General features: G+C 58.2%; 15 protein-coding genes. 2 read left to right on the top strand and 13 right to left on the bottom strand.

What is annotated here, in order from left to right; genetic code table 11:
• Positions 1-13: 13 nt before the first annotated feature.
• The 7 genes from A6U95_RS02340 to A6U95_RS02310 all read right to left on the bottom strand — a co-directional run bounded on the left by A6U95_RS02340 (position 14) and on the right by A6U95_RS02310 (position 8,048).
• Positions 14-1,114: an alkylhydroperoxidase domain protein gene (locus A6U95_RS02340; protein WP_065683297.1), complete on the bottom strand. Its 1,101-nt coding sequence runs from the start codon at positions 1,112-1,114 to the stop codon at positions 14-16.
• Positions 1,111-2,157 carry a putative FMN-dependent luciferase-like monooxygenase gene (locus tag A6U95_RS02335; protein ID WP_065683296.1) on the bottom strand — a complete coding sequence of 349 codons (1,047 nt, stop codon included), beginning with the start codon at positions 2,155-2,157 and terminating at the stop codon, positions 1,111-1,113. Before A6U95_RS02335 ends, A6U95_RS02340 begins: the two co-directional genes overlap by 4 nt.
• The gene (locus A6U95_RS02330) at positions 2,154-3,797 is read right to left on the bottom strand and encodes an ABC transporter ATP-binding protein (protein WP_065683295.1); all 1,644 of its coding nucleotides are present in this window, start codon (positions 3,795-3,797) and stop codon (positions 2,154-2,156) included. Before A6U95_RS02330 ends, A6U95_RS02335 begins: the two co-directional genes overlap by 4 nt.
• The gene (locus A6U95_RS02325; protein ID WP_065683294.1) at positions 3,794-4,684 is read right to left on the bottom strand and encodes an ABC transporter permease; all 891 of its coding nucleotides are present in this window, start codon (positions 4,682-4,684) and stop codon (positions 3,794-3,796) included. The genes A6U95_RS02330 and A6U95_RS02325 overlap by 4 nt, the downstream gene beginning before the upstream one ends.
• On the bottom strand, positions 4,681-5,625 hold the full coding sequence (locus tag A6U95_RS02320) for an ABC transporter permease (protein ID WP_065683293.1): 945 nt from the start codon (positions 5,623-5,625) through the stop codon (positions 4,681-4,683). Before A6U95_RS02320 ends, A6U95_RS02325 begins: the two co-directional genes overlap by 4 nt.
• 22 nt (positions 5,626-5,647) lie before the next feature.
• Positions 5,648-7,273 carry a TIGR04028 family ABC transporter substrate-binding protein gene (locus A6U95_RS02315; RefSeq protein ID WP_065683292.1) on the bottom strand — a complete coding sequence of 542 codons (1,626 nt, stop codon included), beginning with the start codon at positions 7,271-7,273 and terminating at the stop codon, positions 5,648-5,650.
• Positions 7,274-7,418: 145 nt separating this feature from the next.
• The gene (locus A6U95_RS02310) at positions 7,419-8,048 is read right to left on the bottom strand and encodes a hypothetical protein (protein WP_065683291.1); all 630 of its coding nucleotides are present in this window, start codon (positions 8,046-8,048) and stop codon (positions 7,419-7,421) included.
• Between the two features lie 84 nt (positions 8,049-8,132).
• Between A6U95_RS02310 and A6U95_RS02305 the strand changes: the two genes are divergently transcribed.
• The gene (locus A6U95_RS02305) at positions 8,133-9,089 is read left to right on the top strand and encodes a LysR family transcriptional regulator (protein ID WP_198927284.1); all 957 of its coding nucleotides are present in this window, start codon (positions 8,133-8,135) and stop codon (positions 9,087-9,089) included.
• Here A6U95_RS02305 and alkB read toward each other — a convergent pair.
• A complete protein-coding gene (gene alkB, locus A6U95_RS02300; protein ID WP_024528142.1) occupies positions 9,051-9,698 on the bottom strand; it encodes a DNA oxidative demethylase AlkB in 648 nt (215 codons plus the stop codon). The genes A6U95_RS02305 and alkB overlap by 39 nt on opposite strands.
• Positions 9,699-9,961: 263 nt before the next feature.
• Here alkB and rarD point away from each other — a divergent pair, with 263 nt between their 5' ends.
• On the top strand, positions 9,962-10,837 hold the full coding sequence (rarD, locus tag A6U95_RS02295) for an EamA family transporter RarD (protein ID WP_065683289.1): 876 nt from the start codon (positions 9,962-9,964) through the stop codon (positions 10,835-10,837).
• 13 nt (positions 10,838-10,850) lie between these two features.
• On the opposite strand, the gene A6U95_RS02290 is transcribed toward rarD, so the two are convergent.
• From A6U95_RS02290 to citX, 5 genes are all read right to left on the bottom strand, one after another.
• Positions 10,851-11,546, bottom strand: a complete 696-nt coding sequence (locus tag A6U95_RS02290; RefSeq protein WP_065683288.1) for a 4'-phosphopantetheinyl transferase superfamily protein — start codon at positions 11,544-11,546, stop codon at positions 10,851-10,853.
• 83 nt (positions 11,547-11,629) lie between these two features.
• Positions 11,630-12,862 (bottom strand): bifunctional glucose-1-phosphatase/inositol phosphatase, encoded by a 1,233-nt coding sequence (agp, locus tag A6U95_RS02285; protein WP_065683287.1) that lies wholly within the window; start codon positions 12,860-12,862, stop codon positions 11,630-11,632.
• A gap of 144 nt (positions 12,863-13,006) precedes the next feature.
• Positions 13,007-14,470: an anion permease gene (locus tag A6U95_RS02280; RefSeq protein WP_024528138.1), complete on the bottom strand. Its 1,464-nt coding sequence runs from the start codon at positions 14,468-14,470 to the stop codon at positions 13,007-13,009.
• Between the two features lie 31 nt (positions 14,471-14,501).
• Positions 14,502-15,392: a triphosphoribosyl-dephospho-CoA synthase CitG gene (gene citG / locus A6U95_RS02275; protein ID WP_139102308.1), complete on the bottom strand. Its 891-nt coding sequence runs from the start codon at positions 15,390-15,392 to the stop codon at positions 14,502-14,504.
• Positions 15,376-15,924, bottom strand: coding sequence for a citrate lyase holo-[acyl-carrier protein] synthase (gene citX, locus A6U95_RS02270; protein ID WP_024528136.1), 549 nt, complete (start codon positions 15,922-15,924; stop codon positions 15,376-15,378). Before citX ends, citG begins: the two co-directional genes overlap by 17 nt.
• Between the last annotated feature and the right edge of the window lie 2 nt (positions 15,925-15,926).

Below are 15,926 nucleotides of genomic sequence, written 5' to 3'. Positions count from 1 at the left end.
AACACCGTGTGACTCAATCGTCATAAGGTTCGCCGAGCGTGAGCATCAAGCGGTTGGCCCAGGCAAAGAAGGCCGTCGCCTGCACCAGGTCCAACAGTTCCAGTTCGCCCAACCCTTGTTCGCGTAACGCAGCCAACTGAGCCGCATTGGCCTGCGGTGGCGTAGCCGAAAGCGCGGCGGCAAAGTCTATTTGCGTACGCCAATCCTCACCCTGCCCCTCGCTCAAGATCCCTCCAGGCGCGACATCCAACAGGCGCTGCACCTCTTCTGCCCTTTTGGATAACTGCGCCGCTTTACGCGCATGCACCGAAGCACAGTAAATACAGCCGTTCACCTTGCTGGCCACCGCCGCAGCCAACTCCCGATCCTGGCGGGCCAGACCACCAGCGGTGAAGAAAATGGCCCTATCCGTGATGGTTCGTTGTTCCAACACCGCATGATCGCGCGCCAACAAACGGAAATAGTCAGAATCCGCGTGACCGAACTTGGTCAGCAAGGCTTTTCCCGGCTCGTCAAACGCCTCCAAGGGTTTAGCAGCAATCCAGGGCTCCCATCCCAACTCCTGGCTGGTGAACGCAGGCGGTGCATGGCGGCCACTGGCTGTATGGCTCGCTGTGCGCCAAGCGGAGGCTCGGACGGGAGCACGACCGCTGGTCGCTACCGGCAATCCAGCCAGCAAGCGGTAGCCGAACAACAGACGGCTCTGGAAACTGACAAAGGCGATCAGTTGTGAAAGCGTGACAATGTCATCCAACGACCACCCCGCCTGTTGCAAGGCCTGTAAGTGTTTGGCTTCGGCCCCGGCAGGCTTGAAGGCCAGGCGTTCTGCATGATCCAATGCAGCCTGCAAACGTGGGCCGTCTGCGGGCTGAGCTTGTTGCAGTTGGGCATAATGCGCCGCCAGTTGCCGATCGCCGTGCCATTCACTGATACGTTGTGCCAACAGCAGGCGCTCCGCAATCCCGAAACCGCCCACATCCTGTGGCGCGAACAGCCTCTGATAGCTGGCCTCAATCCCGTCGGTGGCCGCCTGACGTGTTGCTCTGGCCTGTGCCAAAGGAGAGTCTGGGGCGATTTCAGCCAGTCTGGTCAAGTGATCCTGGGTGTCGGTCATACGTTTTCCTCTGCGTGATGTGAATAAGCCAACGTGGCAGGATTGCGCCGCTGCCAGCCCAGTGCCGGTGCAACGTCGCGAGCAATCAGCTCAATAGAGCGCAAAATATAGGCGTGTGGCGGATCGATAGAGTGCACCTGAAATGCCAAATCGGTGACGCGGGCCAGCGCGCTATCGAGTTGCAACGAGGCGATCACCTGCTCTGGCGTACCGAGATGCACGTCAAAAGCGCGGATCAGGCCGTCGAGCGACTCATCCTGCACCTGATGCCCACTGGCGCGTAAACGTTCCAATCCGCGGCTAAGCCCTTGTGCAGCAAAATCACGTGCACGGTTCTGATCTTCGGTTACAAAAGCGGTACGCGATCCCATGATGCGCGGCTCTACCCCTGGTGGCAGTGCGGCAAGATAGGCGTCAATAATCGGATTTTGCAGCTCATCAAGTGGCGTATCTGGGGCAGTTAGTGGCCTGGGTTGAGTGCGTGACAGCATCAGCCCATCCCCAGCCTTACCGGCCCGGATCCCACCTTCAATAGAGAAGGTGGCTTGCCAGACGCGTTTTTTCAGTTGGGGAGCGGCCGGATAGAGTCGGTTGGCGGCATTGCCGAGCGCTTCGCCACCCCAGGCGTCCAGCAGAATACGTAAATTATCGTTAAACGCCGCATTGCGCCGCTCGGCATCAATACCAAAAGCGCTAAACGAAGACGGGGTTCCACCCGCCGCCAGCCCCACTTCCAACCGGCCACCAGATAGCAGATCCAACACTGCCGTATCTTCCGCCACGCGAACGGCAGACTCCATCGGCAAAGTGATTACTCCAGTCCCCAAACGAATATGCCGGGTGTGCGCCGCAGCCTGAGCCAAAAAAACCAGGGGTGAAGGCAGCCCGCCCTCATCCTGATGAAAATGGTGCTGCGCTACCCAGGCGGTGTCGAACCCGGCGCGTTCGGCATGGACAATTTGCCTGGTGGCCAGCCGGTAACGTTCCTGAGCACTGCCGTTATCCAGCAGGCGGGTAAAAAAACCGAGACGTTTAGCGCTCATGAGGCATCCTTCAAAGTTTGGTACATCGCACGGCCAGGAATGGCCGCAATCAATTGGCGGGTATAGTCACTGCCCGGCTGGGCAAATATCTTGGCGGTAGTGCCCACATCTACCTGCTCCCCACGGCACAGCACCGAGACGCTGTGCGAGATTTGCCGCACCGTCGCCAGATCGTGCGAGATAAACAGGTAGGTCAGCCCCAACTCTCGCTGTAGCTGCTCTAATAAGTGCAGGATTTGCGCCTGCACGGTCACGTCTAGCGCCGAGGTGGCTTCATCCAATACCAGCACTCGAGGTTGCAGTATCAGAGCACGGGCGATGGCGACCCGTTGGCGTTGGCCACCAGAAAGCTCACGCGGTTTGCGCGTCAAGAGCTCGGCAGGCAGAGCAACTCGCTCGAACAGTTCCCGCACCCGCCGGTAACGCTCAGCCTTGGCGACAGGCTCAAAGTTGAGTAACGGCTCTTCGATCGCCTGATACAAGGTTTGCGCCGGATCGAGCGAAGCAAAGGGGTTTTGATAGACCAGTTGGATACGCCGCCGAAACTGGCGCAGCGCCTCGCCCTTTAGCCGGGTAAAATCGACGCCGTCGATGATGATTTGCCCAGCATCCGGCCGCTGAAAACCCAGCAGGCAGCGGGCCAAGGTGGTTTTACCGGAGCCAGACTCGCCGACAAGCGCATGCGTGGTGCCACGCTGCACGCTGAACGACACCCGATCCAAAGCGCGGAACGCCTGCCCGCCTCTGCCAGCAAAACGGAAATCCTTCACCAGTTCGTTGACGACGATAGCCGGTTCTACCTTACGGGCGATCGCTGGCGGAGCGACGGAGGCCAGTGAAGGCACATCGGCAAACAAGCGGCGGGTATATTCATGCGCCGGTGCCTGCAATACCGCCGCCGTTTGCCCCTGTTCTTGTACCCTGCCATGACGAAATACCAGCAGCCGATCGGCCCGTTCCGCCGCCACGCCCAAATCATGGGTGACGAACAGCACCGCCGTGCCAAACTCCTGACGCAGTTCGTCGATCAGATCGAGAATGCGTTTTTGCACCGTTACGTCTAGCGCGCTAGTCGGTTCATCGGCAATGATCAACGCGGGCCGTAACGCAATAGCGATAGCAATCAGCACCCGCTGCTTCATGCCGCCGGAAAGCTCATGCGGATACTGGCGCGCCCGCAATTCCGGGTGAGTCAACCCCACGCGTGTGAGTAACTCCACTACCCGAAGCTGTACCAGCTTGCGTGGCAGGCGTTGGTGAATATTAATGATCTCGGCAACCTGCTCACCGATGGTTTTAACCGGGTTCAGCGAACTGGCGGGATCTTGCGGGATCAGGCTTATCTGCGCACCACGCACCGCATCCAACTGGCGCGGTGACCAGTGCGCAATATCGGTGCCATTAAGCCGGATCGCCCCTTGCTCCAGGCGACCATTTTCCGCCAGCAGGCCGATAATCGCCTGGGCCGTGGTGGTTTTCCCCGATCCAGACTCCCCAACCAGGGCAACGACTTCCCCCGGCTGAATGGTAAAAGAAACGTTGTGCACTACCCGCTGGCTGCTGTTGCCCTGCTGATAGGCGATAGAAACGTTATCCAGTTCCAGCAGTGGCACAGGTGAAACGGTTGTCTGTGGGTTCATCGGCGCGCGCTCCCTAATGCATGGCTGATTCGGTTGGCGGCCAGCACCACGGCAACCACCACCAGGCCGGGGAAGGTAGTCAGCCACCAGGCCGTTGAGATGTAGTTACGCCCTTCGGCGATCAGCAAGCCCCATTCCGGCGTGGGCGGTGGCGTGCCGTATCCCAGAAAACTCAGGGTGGCAATCGCCAGAATGGCATTGCCAAACTGCAGGGCAGAGAATGCAATCACCGAGGTCAGCGAATTAGGCAGAATATGGCGCCATAGCACCGCCCAAAAGTGTCCGCCGCTGCCGTAGGCCGCTTCAACGTAGTCGCTGTGCCGCACCCGCAGCACCTCCGCACGTGCCAGACGCGCAAAGTTGGCCACCGACGAGATCCCCACCGCCAGCGCCGCATTCACCGTGCCGAAGCCCAGCAGGATAATTACGCTCAAAGAAAGCAGCAGCCCAGGGATCGACAGCAAAACATCAACCAAGCGCATCACAACATCATCGACGATGCCGCCTAAAGCCCCGGCGACCAGGCCCAGCGACGTCCCCACAACCAGCCCCAGCGCTACGGCAACTAGCGCTGCGGATAAAGTGTGCGATGCGCCATAGACGATCCGGGCGTAGAGATCGCGCCCCAGCGGATCGGTGCCTAGCCAGTGTTCACCACCGGGTGCCAGACGTTGTGCTCCGGCAATCCCTTCCGTGCCGCTGTACGCAGTAAAGAGTTCTGGGGCGATCGCCCATAGCACAGCGATCCCAAGCACGATCCAGGCTAGCCACAGGCTAAGCGGATAACGCCGCTGAGCGCGCCTGGCTGTGCGTACACTCCCTTCGGCTTCCCCACCGGACAGATCGCGTTCCGGCATCACGGATTTTTCCAACGGAATACTGCTCATCGGGTCGCTCCTGCATAGGTTTTCAGTCTGGGATCGAGCAACGGGAAAAGCAGATCGACCAGCAGATTGAGGGAGACAAAGGCGGCGGCAGAGATCATCACCACCGCCTGTAACACCGCCACATCCTGGTTCACGACCGCCTGCTGTGTCAGTTGCCCCAGGCCACTGCGGCCAAATACGGTTTCGGTGATCAGCGCTCCGGCGATCAGTTCGCCAAACAAAATACCCGCGATAGTCAGCACCGGCAGCATGGCGTTGCGCGCCACATGTCGCCACAGCACTCCGCTACGGCTAGCCCCTTTGGCACGCGCCACCGCCACAAACGGCTGAGTTTGCACGCTATCAATGCTGCGGATCAGGATCTGCGCCAGCGGTGCAGAGATTGGGATTGCCAAGGTGGCGATCGGCAACAGTAGGCCAACCCACTCGCCTGGATTAATGATCGGCACCAGCTTCAGCCGGAATGAGAAGATCTGGATCAACACGATGCCAAGCCAGAAGGTGGGAACCGACACAAACAGCGCAGGCAGCGATTGCAGCGCCGATTTCAGCCAGCCAAAACCGATCAGATTGGAGACAAAGGCAATGACCAGTGCCAACAGCAAGGCCAGGGTGAAACCCAGCACCGCCAGTTGCAGGGTGGCAGGCAGGTTGGCAGCCAGCAAGGCACTCACCGGCACGCCGTTCTGGATCGAATAGCCCAAATCACCGCGCAGGAAATTCCCCAGCGTATGCAGATATTGCTGCCACAGGGGGATATCGGCACCGTAGGCGGCACGCATGTCGGCAATCTGCGCCGGACTAAGGCCCATATCCGGGTTCTGAAATTTAATCAGGATCGCATCGCCTGGCAGTACCTGCAGCAAGATAAACGACAGCGTAAATGCCGCCCACAGCACCAGCAACGCCTGCCCGGTTCGGCCACTCAGGTATTTCAGCATCTTTATCTCCTCGAATATGGCGTTACCGTTTCTCTAACCACGCGCCATAGAAACTTGGCCGACCCACGGCTTCAAAGTTGACACCTTTCAGATAGGGTGCACCGGCAAAGACCTGCGGCTCTTCAAAGAACGGGATCACATAGGCCTGATCCAGCAGATACTTTTGAGCCTCACCGGCAATCTGTATGCGCTTGGCCGGGTCCACTTCAGAGGCGATCCCCAGCAGCAGTTGGTTCAGCGAGTTGTCGATAAATTTACTGTTCTGGCTGGTGCCACCCTGCTGCAACAGGCCATCACGATTGGTGGGATAAAACTGGCTTTTAATCACATCGGGATCGGCACGGCCCACTTCTACCACCGAAGCTGGAGTCTTTTGCGGATCGAGGTTATCCGCCACCCGGCTACCTGCATCGCCTGCCAAGATATTCAACCGCCCCCCCACCTTGCCCCACTGCTGCGAGACCAATTGCAGCACCGCCTTGTTTTGCGGCTGTGGCAGCGACTCGTACACCGTTAACAACAGCTTCTTACCCTCCTTCTGGCGCAGGCCGTCGCTGCCCTTTTGCCAACCGGCTTCATCCAGCAGGCGGTTGGCCTTCGCCAGATCGAAGGTCAACTTGTCGGAGAGATCGACAAAACCGGCTGCCGAGGAGGCAATCACCGATTTGGCTTGTGGGTAGTTGGCAGAGAACAGCGTATCGACGATCTGTTTGCTGTCGGTGGCATGCAGCAGCGCTTGCCGCACGCGAATGTCGGCCACCAGCGGATTGTCTGGTCTGAAGGCAATGCTGTCGTTGACGCCACGGGTTGGCGCGGCATAGATCGTAAAGCCCTGATCCTGGGTTTGCTTCTCATCGTAAGCCTGGATCTGGCGAATAAAGTCCGCCTGTCCGGCCTGCAACGCACCAATTCGCACGCTGTCTTCCGGAGTGACGATCACCTTGATGGCATCCAGATTGGACCGCCCTTGCTGAGCCAGCTTGGCCGGTCCCCAGTGATAGTCTTTACGTACGCTGAGATCGACCTCGCGCCCCAGGGTTTCACCGCTCACCACAAACGGGCCAGAGCCGATAATATGGCGCGCATCACCCAGTTCATCGTATTGGCGGTTCAGCGTACTGAGCGATACCAGCCCGGAACCGATGGTCGCCGTACCTTGCAGGAAACCTGGGGACGAGCGTTTGAAATAGAATTTGACCGTCAGCGGATCGATGACCTCACTGTGGTCATAGTTATTGATCACCTCGGAAACCGGCAAGCGCAGCGATTTATTGCCCAAACCATAGGTATCAAAGTTTTTCGCTACCGCGTTGGCATCCAGCGGCGTCCCGTCGGAGAACGTCACGCCGGGGCGGAGTTTGAAGGTATATTCCGTTTTATCGGGGTTGCTGGACCAGGACTCGGCGATCCAGGGTTCGATCTCCAGCGTCTTGGGGTTCTGGTAGGTCAGCTTGTCGGTGATCTGGTTAAGGATACCGCCGTTGGGATAAAACCCGCCGGAAGGGGGATACAGATTGGTATGGGCCTGCTGCTCCAGATAGATCAGAGTGCCGCCCTGCACCGCCGCAATGGCCGGGCTCGCCGCAGCGGCAGCGCCTAAGACCACTGCCAGTCCGCTGGTTAACGTCTTGAAAGGAAAATTAAACATGGGTGCCGTGCCTTCTTTATGTCGGTTTGTTATGGGTTAGATAACAAACCAAAACGGCACGGAGTTGAACGAACTAATTTCGCTAACTAATGATGAAAAAAGCAGTAACGCGCCAAGCAGTGGCCAGGCACGCCTACAGGCCCCATCAATCCACCTGATACTGCACAATCAACTGCCCTTTCTTCATCTTGACGGCGGTGATTTGCACCTTGCCCAACTCCGCCAGCGAACGCACATGGGTGCCACCGCAGCCATAAGCTGGCAGATCGCCAAACCCGACCTGACGGACGCCTTGCTGCTCTTGCTGCCTTCGTGGCAAATCGGCGGCGATCAAATCCATCAACCGTTGCTGCAAGTATTCCTGTTCCAACACTGTTGTCTGCGCACCCGGCGCAAAGGTGATACGCCCTTCCCCCGGCCAGTGGTGCGCTTTCACCGGCTGCCAGCCTTGGCCCTCCCCCAGCCAGCCAATCAAATGCCCGGCAGAATGCCAACGGGTATGCAGGTGTCGTTGTTCACCGTCGATCTCCAGCGTGACCAGGCCACAAGGCAATGGCTCGGCCAGATAATGGAGTAATTGATCGCCCTGCGCGGCAACTCGTAACACCGCTACGCCGCCGATCGTGCCGCTATCGCTTGGCTGCCCGCCGCCCTGTGGGTGAAACAGTGTCGCATCCAACTGCACCGCATAGCTGCCATCCTCTTGCGCCGTGCAGGACAATACCCGTGCCTGGAGTTGCAAATCATCGTGATAATAATAAAGTCGTTCGGTCATGGGCTCTCTCCTGGTTAACGCCGTTATTATATTCGTGCCATAATCGGCTGATAATCCGTCTTCATCACAATGGACCTTTGCGCCGTGAGCACAAATCTTTCCAGCGCACTGCTGGTTGAAATGGCCGTTTTTGTTCAGGTGGTGGAAAGCGGCAGCTTCTCCGCCGCCGCCCGCCAGTTGGGCAGTTCCCCTTCTGCCACCAGCCGCAGCGTTGCCAGGTTGGAACAAGCGCTGAACGTACGGCTGTTGCACCGTACCACCCGCAAACTGCGCCTAAGTGAGCAAGGAGAGGCCGTGTTTCAGCGCTGCCGCATCATGCTGGATGCCGCCAACTCAGTGTTGACCATCAGCGGCCAGGGCAGCGCTGAGCCGGAAGGGACGATCAGCGTCAGCGTGCCGAAGGCCGTCGGGCACTTTGTTCTGCATCCTCACATGCCGGCGTTCTTGCAGCGCTATCCGCAGGTGGATGTTCATCTACGGTTGGAAGACCGCTACATGGATTTGATCGACGATCGGGTCGATCTGGCACTACGCATCACCGACCGCCCGTCACCGGGCCTGATCGGCCGCCCGTTGATGACCATCGAACATTTGCTCTGCGCCACTCCGCATTACCTGGCCCAACAGGGCACGCCGCGTCACCCAAGAGACCTGACGGAGCATAGCTGCATTTATCTGGGGGAGACGCCCAGCGACGCACGCTGGCGTTTTCGCCGCAACGGCAAGACGGTTTCGGTCAATGTCCGGGGGCGCTATGCCGCCAACCACACAGGAGTTCGGTTGGACGCGGTGAAACAGCATATTGGTATCGGCAGCCTGCCCTACTTTACCGCCCACCAGGCGCTGGCCAGCGGTGAGATTGTGCAGGTGTTGCCAGAATGGGATTTCCTCAGCAGCTATCATGGCGATCTGTGGCTGCTGTATGCCCCAACTCAGCATCTGCCCCCCAAGCTGCGGGTGTTTATTGATTATCTGGTGGCCAGTTTAGGCCAGGAACCCGCGTTAAAGCGCCTTGCGCAGGGTGATATTGATGCGGTGTGACCCCACCAGTGAATGATAACCCTCTTTCACCGGCATGATGCCGTGGAAACATAATCGCGACGGGCCGCCCCAGACCACCACGTCACCGTGGGCCAGAGGGATACGCTGCGTTCTGTCGCTGCGTTGCAGGCCACCAAACTGAAAAACGGCCGGTAGCCCCAGCGATACCGAAACGATCGGTGCCGTAAAATCATGCTCGTCAATATCTTGATGCAGCGAAAGCTTGCTGCCCGGATCGTAGCGATTCATCAGGCAGGAATCCGGGACGTAATGACCAAACCCGGCCTGCAAAGCCGCTTCATCGGCCAAAGCCAGCAAAATTGCCGGGATTTCTGGCCAACTTTTGCCGGTTCCGGGATCGCGCTGCGAATAGCGGTAGCCATTACTGTCGCTGTTCCAGCCGTTGCCGCACCAGCTCATTGCCACCGACATGGTGAAACCGCCCGGCGTGGTCATATGCCGCCAAGGCACCTGTGCCACCACGCCGTTGACCGCCGCCAGCAGTTCCGGCCCGTGATCGCGAACAAAACCGTGCAATACCACCGCCCCCGGCGCGATTTCCTCACGCCAGGGCGGTGGCAGCGCATCTTCAAACAGATCGATTGTCATCGCCTTTGCCTGGATAAATACACAGGTATAATTCTAACCGCTTGGCCGTTGTTGTCCAGTCCGGCGTAATTCATTGTTGTTAGAGCTAAATAACCTTAGAGTAGCCGCTGGATCTTAATCTATACCCTATGGATTTCAAGCTTCAGCTAGGCGGCCAGCTTGCTCATCCCTAGGAGCTTACTTTTAGTAAGTGACTAGGGTGAGCAAGCGCAGTCAACAACGCTGTAGTTTGAAAGACGACGGGTAAATAATCAGGAACGCTGGTGATCAAGGGCATCATACTTTCCGTCGTCGCTTCCCTGCTGTTCGGCGTGATGTATTACTACACCTCAATGCTAACCCCACTCGACGGCGAGGAAATCTATGGCTGGCGCACCCTGCTGACGCTGCCGTTTCTGACGCTGTTTATGCTGTTCTCCGGCGACTGGACGCGGGTGAAGGAAATGCTGCACTGGCTACGCCTGCGCCCGCAACGCATGCTGTTGCTGCTGCTCACCACCTCCATACTGGGCGTCCAACTGTGGCTATTCCTGTGGGCACCGCTGCACGGCATGGCACTGGATGTCTCACTCGGCTATTTCCTGTTGCCGCTGACCATGGTGTTGGCAGGGCGAGTTTTTTTCCGCGATCGCCTGTCTGTGCTGCAAAAGATGGCGGCCCTATGTGCATTGGTTGGCGTGGGTAATGAGCTGATCCTGGTGGGCGGGGTTTCCTGGTCGACGCTGGTTGTCGCGCTAGGCTATCCCGTTTACTTTATTCTGCGCCGCCGCTTGGGCACCGATCATCTGGGCGGACTGTGGTTTGAGCTGACACTGATGCTGCCGGGCGCCGCGCTGTTTGCACTTGGTGGCTCAGAACCGCTGGCGGCGCTAACGGCCAAACCGCTGCTGTATTTGCAGATCCCTCTGTTGGGCATTATCAGCGCGCTGGCGCTGGTGTGCTATATCCTGGCCAGTCGCCTGCTCCCGTTCAGCCTGTTTGGCCTGCTGAGCTATGTTGAGCCGGTGTTGTTGGTGATCGTCGCACTACTATTGGGTGAAACCATTAACGCCAACCAGTGGCTAACCTATATCCCGATCTGGCTGGCGGTCATGTTGTTGATGCTGGAAGGTGCACGCCACCGGCTACGCAGAAGGTAGTAAAATACTGATTTTAAAAATAAATCAATGTCGTGACAGCGTCACCTTGCTGCCAGAAACGCCCACTAAAGCGGCGGCCTGAGTGGCAAAGCGGCGTCAGCGTCTTTTGCAATTCAAGCTCGAAGGTCTGCGCCTGCATATCCAGCTGGGTCACCCGCGCATCCATAAAATCAAAGTAGCAGCGCACCTGCGGGTAAAGCGCCTTGAACAGGCTTTCCTTGGCGGAAAATACCAGCGTCAACAGCAGATTAAAGGGTTGTGGCCGTTGGCGTAACCACTGGCATTCGTCCTCATTGACGATGCCGCTCCACAACTCTTCTGCCCGTACAGATGGGATCTGCGTTTCCACGTCAATACCCACGCCACCTGCCCCACTCTCATGCTGAGCAGCGCACAGCGCTGTATCGCTGTTGTGACTGATCGCCCCGGCAATCCCAGCGGGCCAGAGCGGTTCACGTTTCTCCCCGCGCAATAAAGTAAAATCCTGATGCCCCAACTCTGCCAGCACCCAGCGTGCCAGATAGCGCCCGGCCAGATATTCCGCCTTACGTTTGGCGACTGCTGGTGCGACATGTTCAGGGAAATCGATACCGGCGGCAGCAAACAGATCGTCGTGGTAATCCGCGACAGAGAAGTGACACTGCGCGATCAGGCCAGCAAAGCCGTCAACCGGCAATAATTCAGCATTGAGAATAAAAGAAGAGAGCACGTTTCATCCGTGATAAGGGGTCCGTTGAGACAGTATATACCGCGCGGCTGGCCGGGGCGAAACGGTTCGCCCCGGCAGCACTGTTAATGCAAGACGTCCTTCATGGTTTTTTCAAAGTCGCTCCAGGCGCAGAAGCCATCTTTATCGACCGGGCAGCCTTCCAGCGCCAGTGTGACGCGCTGCGGAGGGGTGTTCAGCGTCAGCGGTTCGGCATTACGCAACTGTTCGGTTGATTGGTAGACATACTCAATCTTCAACAGATCGCGATCGCCTTTGCCATCGTGCCAACGTTGGAACACCAGCTTGCCGCCAATCGGGGTCTTCTCATACTGCTTCGGCAACGCATACGGCTTGAACTTCATCGCTGACAGCAACGAAGCGATGTTGGAATCATGCCCTACCAGCACGGTCAGCTTCGGTGAATCCGCCTTGCGCTCACTAATCAGCGCCGAGTTGATATAGGTCAGCAGCGGTTTGGCAACGTTCTGGGCGACGACCGACGAGGTGAACAGCGAATCCTGATAGCCATCTTTCAGCTTGGCCAACTGCTGCCACTGGTGCGGCGTCACAATCTTGCCCCAGGCCACGTCTTTCATCGGGAAGCCTTCGTAATACTGCAGCATAAAGGCATCCACCAGCGAGTTACCCACTTTCAGCGGGCCAGAAACGCCTGGCTCTTTCCCCGGCACCGCGCTCATTTTGTTCGGTTCAGTGGCCAGGTTGCACTGCTTGTCAGTCTTGCAGGCGGGAGAGTCTTTGTAGTCGATGATCTGCTCGAGCTGTTTGTAGGAGGCGTCCAGCTTCAGCGATGCCAGCTCGGCATTCATGGCGCTCAACGCCTGATGGTTAAAGGTTTCGCTGCTGTTGGTGATAATCGGGTTGAAGGTCGGATCCATCTCCCCCATTTTCTCCTGATGATGCACGCTGATGTCGCAGCCTGGGAATGCGCCGTTGGTAAAGAACTGCGCGGTGGCTACCGTGCGTTGCAGGCTGTTGGCATACACGTAAACGCTGTCAGCGGCTGGGCAACCTTCCTGCGGCAAAATGCCCGCTTGCTTGAGCCACGCGTTGAAATAGTGGCCCATATACACTTCCAGCACGCCGCCCTTGGTGGTCAGCAAGCCACCTGGCGTATCCCACTGTGGCCAGGCTTTCGGCGTGGACTGGGCCAGCACGCTACCGTTGTTCGCCAGCGGTGCGCGCAGGTTATGGCGGCTCATCACCAGCACCTGTTCCAGTTGATAACCGTCGTTCTCGGCAAAGGCGGTGCCGCTGAACAGTAAAGGCAGGCAAAGGAGTAACGTTTTTTTTCTCATCCGCAGAGGTTCCCTAAATATGATTGTTATGAGTAGGTTAACGTTGGTTTTGTATAATGACGGCGTTCGACATGAAAGTGTGTGACGGGCGTCACGGGCGAAGGGATTGCAACAGCGGCCATCCGTGGATGGCCGCCGATTAACTTAATACCACAGGCTAAGAATTGGCCAGCCGATCAACAGCAGCGCCGCGATATACACCACGCCGAGGATACCGCCAAGACGCCAGTAGTCTTTCGACTTCACATAGCCGCAGCCATAGATGATTACCCCAGGGCCAGTGGCATATGGGGTCAATACCCCCATGATACCGATAGACAGCACCAGCAGGATGGAAAGGTGTTCCATCGGCACACCTGGCAAGCCTTTACCTACCGCCAGGATCATCGGCAGCATGGTCGCGGTGTGGGCCGACAGGCTCGCAAACAGGTAGTGCGCGTAGTAGAACACCAACACCAGCAGAACGACCGTCATCTTCGGTGAGAAACCGTCCAGATGGGTGCTCATGGTGGTGGCAAACCAATCGATAAAGCCGGAGCGGCTCAGGCCACTGGCCATCACCACCAACGTTGCCAGGTTAACCAGGGTATTCCAGGCGCTGGAGTATTTGGTGATGTCTTTCCAACTGACCACGTGCAGGGCAAGCATCAGCGATACCGCCAGCAAGCACACCGTTGTCGCATCCAAAATTTTACCGCCGAACACCCACAGACACAGGCTGAGTAACACCAGGCCGATCAGGGTATATTCTTTGCGGGTCAGTTTCCCCATCTCCCCCAGTGCCGTATTGGCCCAGCCAGCCACTTCATCGCTGTGGGTAACGCCTGGCTTGTACAGGTAGTAGGAAATCAACGGCGCAACGATCAGCAGCAGCAACCCAACCGGCAGGAAGGCCAGGAACCATTGCATCCAGGTGATATTGATCCCGGCAATCTTGTTGACGAACTCGATACCCAACACGTTAGGTGCAGCACCGGTCACAAACATGGAGGAGCTTATGCTGGTCCCCACCACCATCATCCACATCAGGTAACCACCGATGCGGCGCGAGGAAGGATCGTTCGGGAAGGAATCAAACAGCGGCGGCAGGTTCTTCACCACCGGGAAGACGGTGCCACCGGTACGCGCGGTGTTGGACGGGGTAAACGGCGCCAACATGATATCGATGATCACCACCGCGTAGCCCAGCGTCAGGGTGCGTTTGCCCATGAACTTCACCAGGAACAGCGCGATGCGTCGCCCTAACCCGGTGGCTTCATAGCCCAGCGCGAAGATAAAGGCCCCAAACACCAGCCAGACGGTGGTACTGGAGAATCCGGCCAGCCCCCATTTGAGCGCCTCTTTACCGGCTTTAAAGCTGGGATTGGCCAGCTCTTCGGCGCCAAACAGCACCCAGTTGGAACTGAGCACGCTGACGGTCACGGCGATAAAGCTGATCGCCGTGGCCGGGATCGGTTCCAGGATCATACCGACGATCATCGCCACAAAGATGGCAAAGTAACGCCAGGCTTGCGGTGGCATTCCCTCCGGCGTGGGTATCATTAACAGGACGGCAAGCACCACCAACGGGGCGATCGCTTTCCAGATTTTCTCTTTGGTTTCGGACATGGACACTTCTCCTGAAGGCTTCGTTATTTTTTTAAGCCCCCGTCTGCGGCAACTGCGCCAACAGCCAGGTAACTATCAATAAATCGGCACTACCGCCGGGGCTGAGATTGCGTGCGATGCACGCGACGTCGAACTGCCGCAAACGAGCAATTCCTTGCGCCGTACCTGCCCCTCCCTGTGCCAATAACTGGCTGGCATAGTGTTGTAACCAGCGCAGCCCTTTGATGCCGCCCCGCGAGGCGACGTTGGTATCATCGTTATGCGCCATCAGCCACAGCAGGCTGTCCAGCAGCGCGACCTGCTCGCCACAGCCACTGGCCATCCTCTGGCGATACAGCGGCAACGAGCCGCCAATCACCCGCTGAAAGCCGGATTCAGCCTCACCACGGGCACCGCTCAGGCCAAACTCGGCAAATAACCGTTGCCCTGCCGTCTGGCCCGCGTTGTTGCGTTGCAGCTCCCGGCTGACCAACCCTCGGCACATCTGGGCAACTTCACCACACAGGCTTTGGGCGTCAGTCTGCCGTTGTTGTTGCTGTAAGCGGCCAAAGGCGCAGCACAACAGCCCTAGCGAGAACACGCTGCCTTTATGGGTGTTGATACCGCCAGTAGCACGGAACATCTGTTGTTCACAGGCCATGCCCAATGGGCGCAGGCGCGCAAGCTGCTGCTCGGCGGGCAAAGCGGCGTCGGCCATACCCTGGCGGATAAAATAGGGTAGCCACCTGCCAATCGCCCGCGAGCTGCGGTAGAAATGGCCAATATCCATGTCGCGATGCGCGCCGTTGTTGTGGCGATCGACCAACCCCGGTTTCGGCGTCAGGTTGACCTCCACCAACAGCGCTCGATAGGCGTCGCGGGCAAAGCGCTGGCTGTGCGAAAGATCTGTAACCGCCGGCTGCCAATCAGGCTGGGAGTGCATCATTGAGCATCCTTTCCATTGCATTGAGCAGTTGTTCGGTGCTGTGGCTCTGTTGGCGGGCGCAAATCTTGGCTGGCTGATTGCACAGCAGACAGCTGCGTTCAGGCAGACCAAGTTCGCGCCGCGACAGGATCTTCCCTTGCGGGGTCAGCACATCGATATCCCACAGACGGCCAATCGGCTGCTGGATTTCCAGCTGAATGGCCGCCTCTTTCACCGCACGGGCATCGGCTTGCAGCGCCAGATAGCCTTCGCAGCCAGTGGGCAGCCCCAGGGTCTTCTGCTGCAAACAAAGCCAGCCTTGTTGGCGATACATCTGCTGCAAGGCCTGCCTACCCAGGTTGAACACGCGCCGCGTCATGGGGCTGTCTTTCACCGCCCCCGGCACCACCAGAGTGAGCACCACCAACGTGGCGGTAGGATGGCGCGCCAGCCACGCCTGTTGCCTTGCCTGCCGGCATTCACGGCTGGAAAGCAGTTCGGGCAAACTTACGGCGCGGCTGGCGGCCAATTCGGGGGAGATGTAAGCCATGG

Origin of the sequence: Serratia sp. 14-2641 (assembly GCF_001692375.1) — a bacterium.
In the GTDB taxonomy this organism is placed as follows: Bacteria; Pseudomonadota; Gammaproteobacteria; order Enterobacterales; family Enterobacteriaceae; genus Chania; species Chania fonticola_C.
The sequence above is the reverse complement of the archived record's forward strand: the minus strand, read 5'-3'. Positions and strand labels throughout refer to the sequence as shown.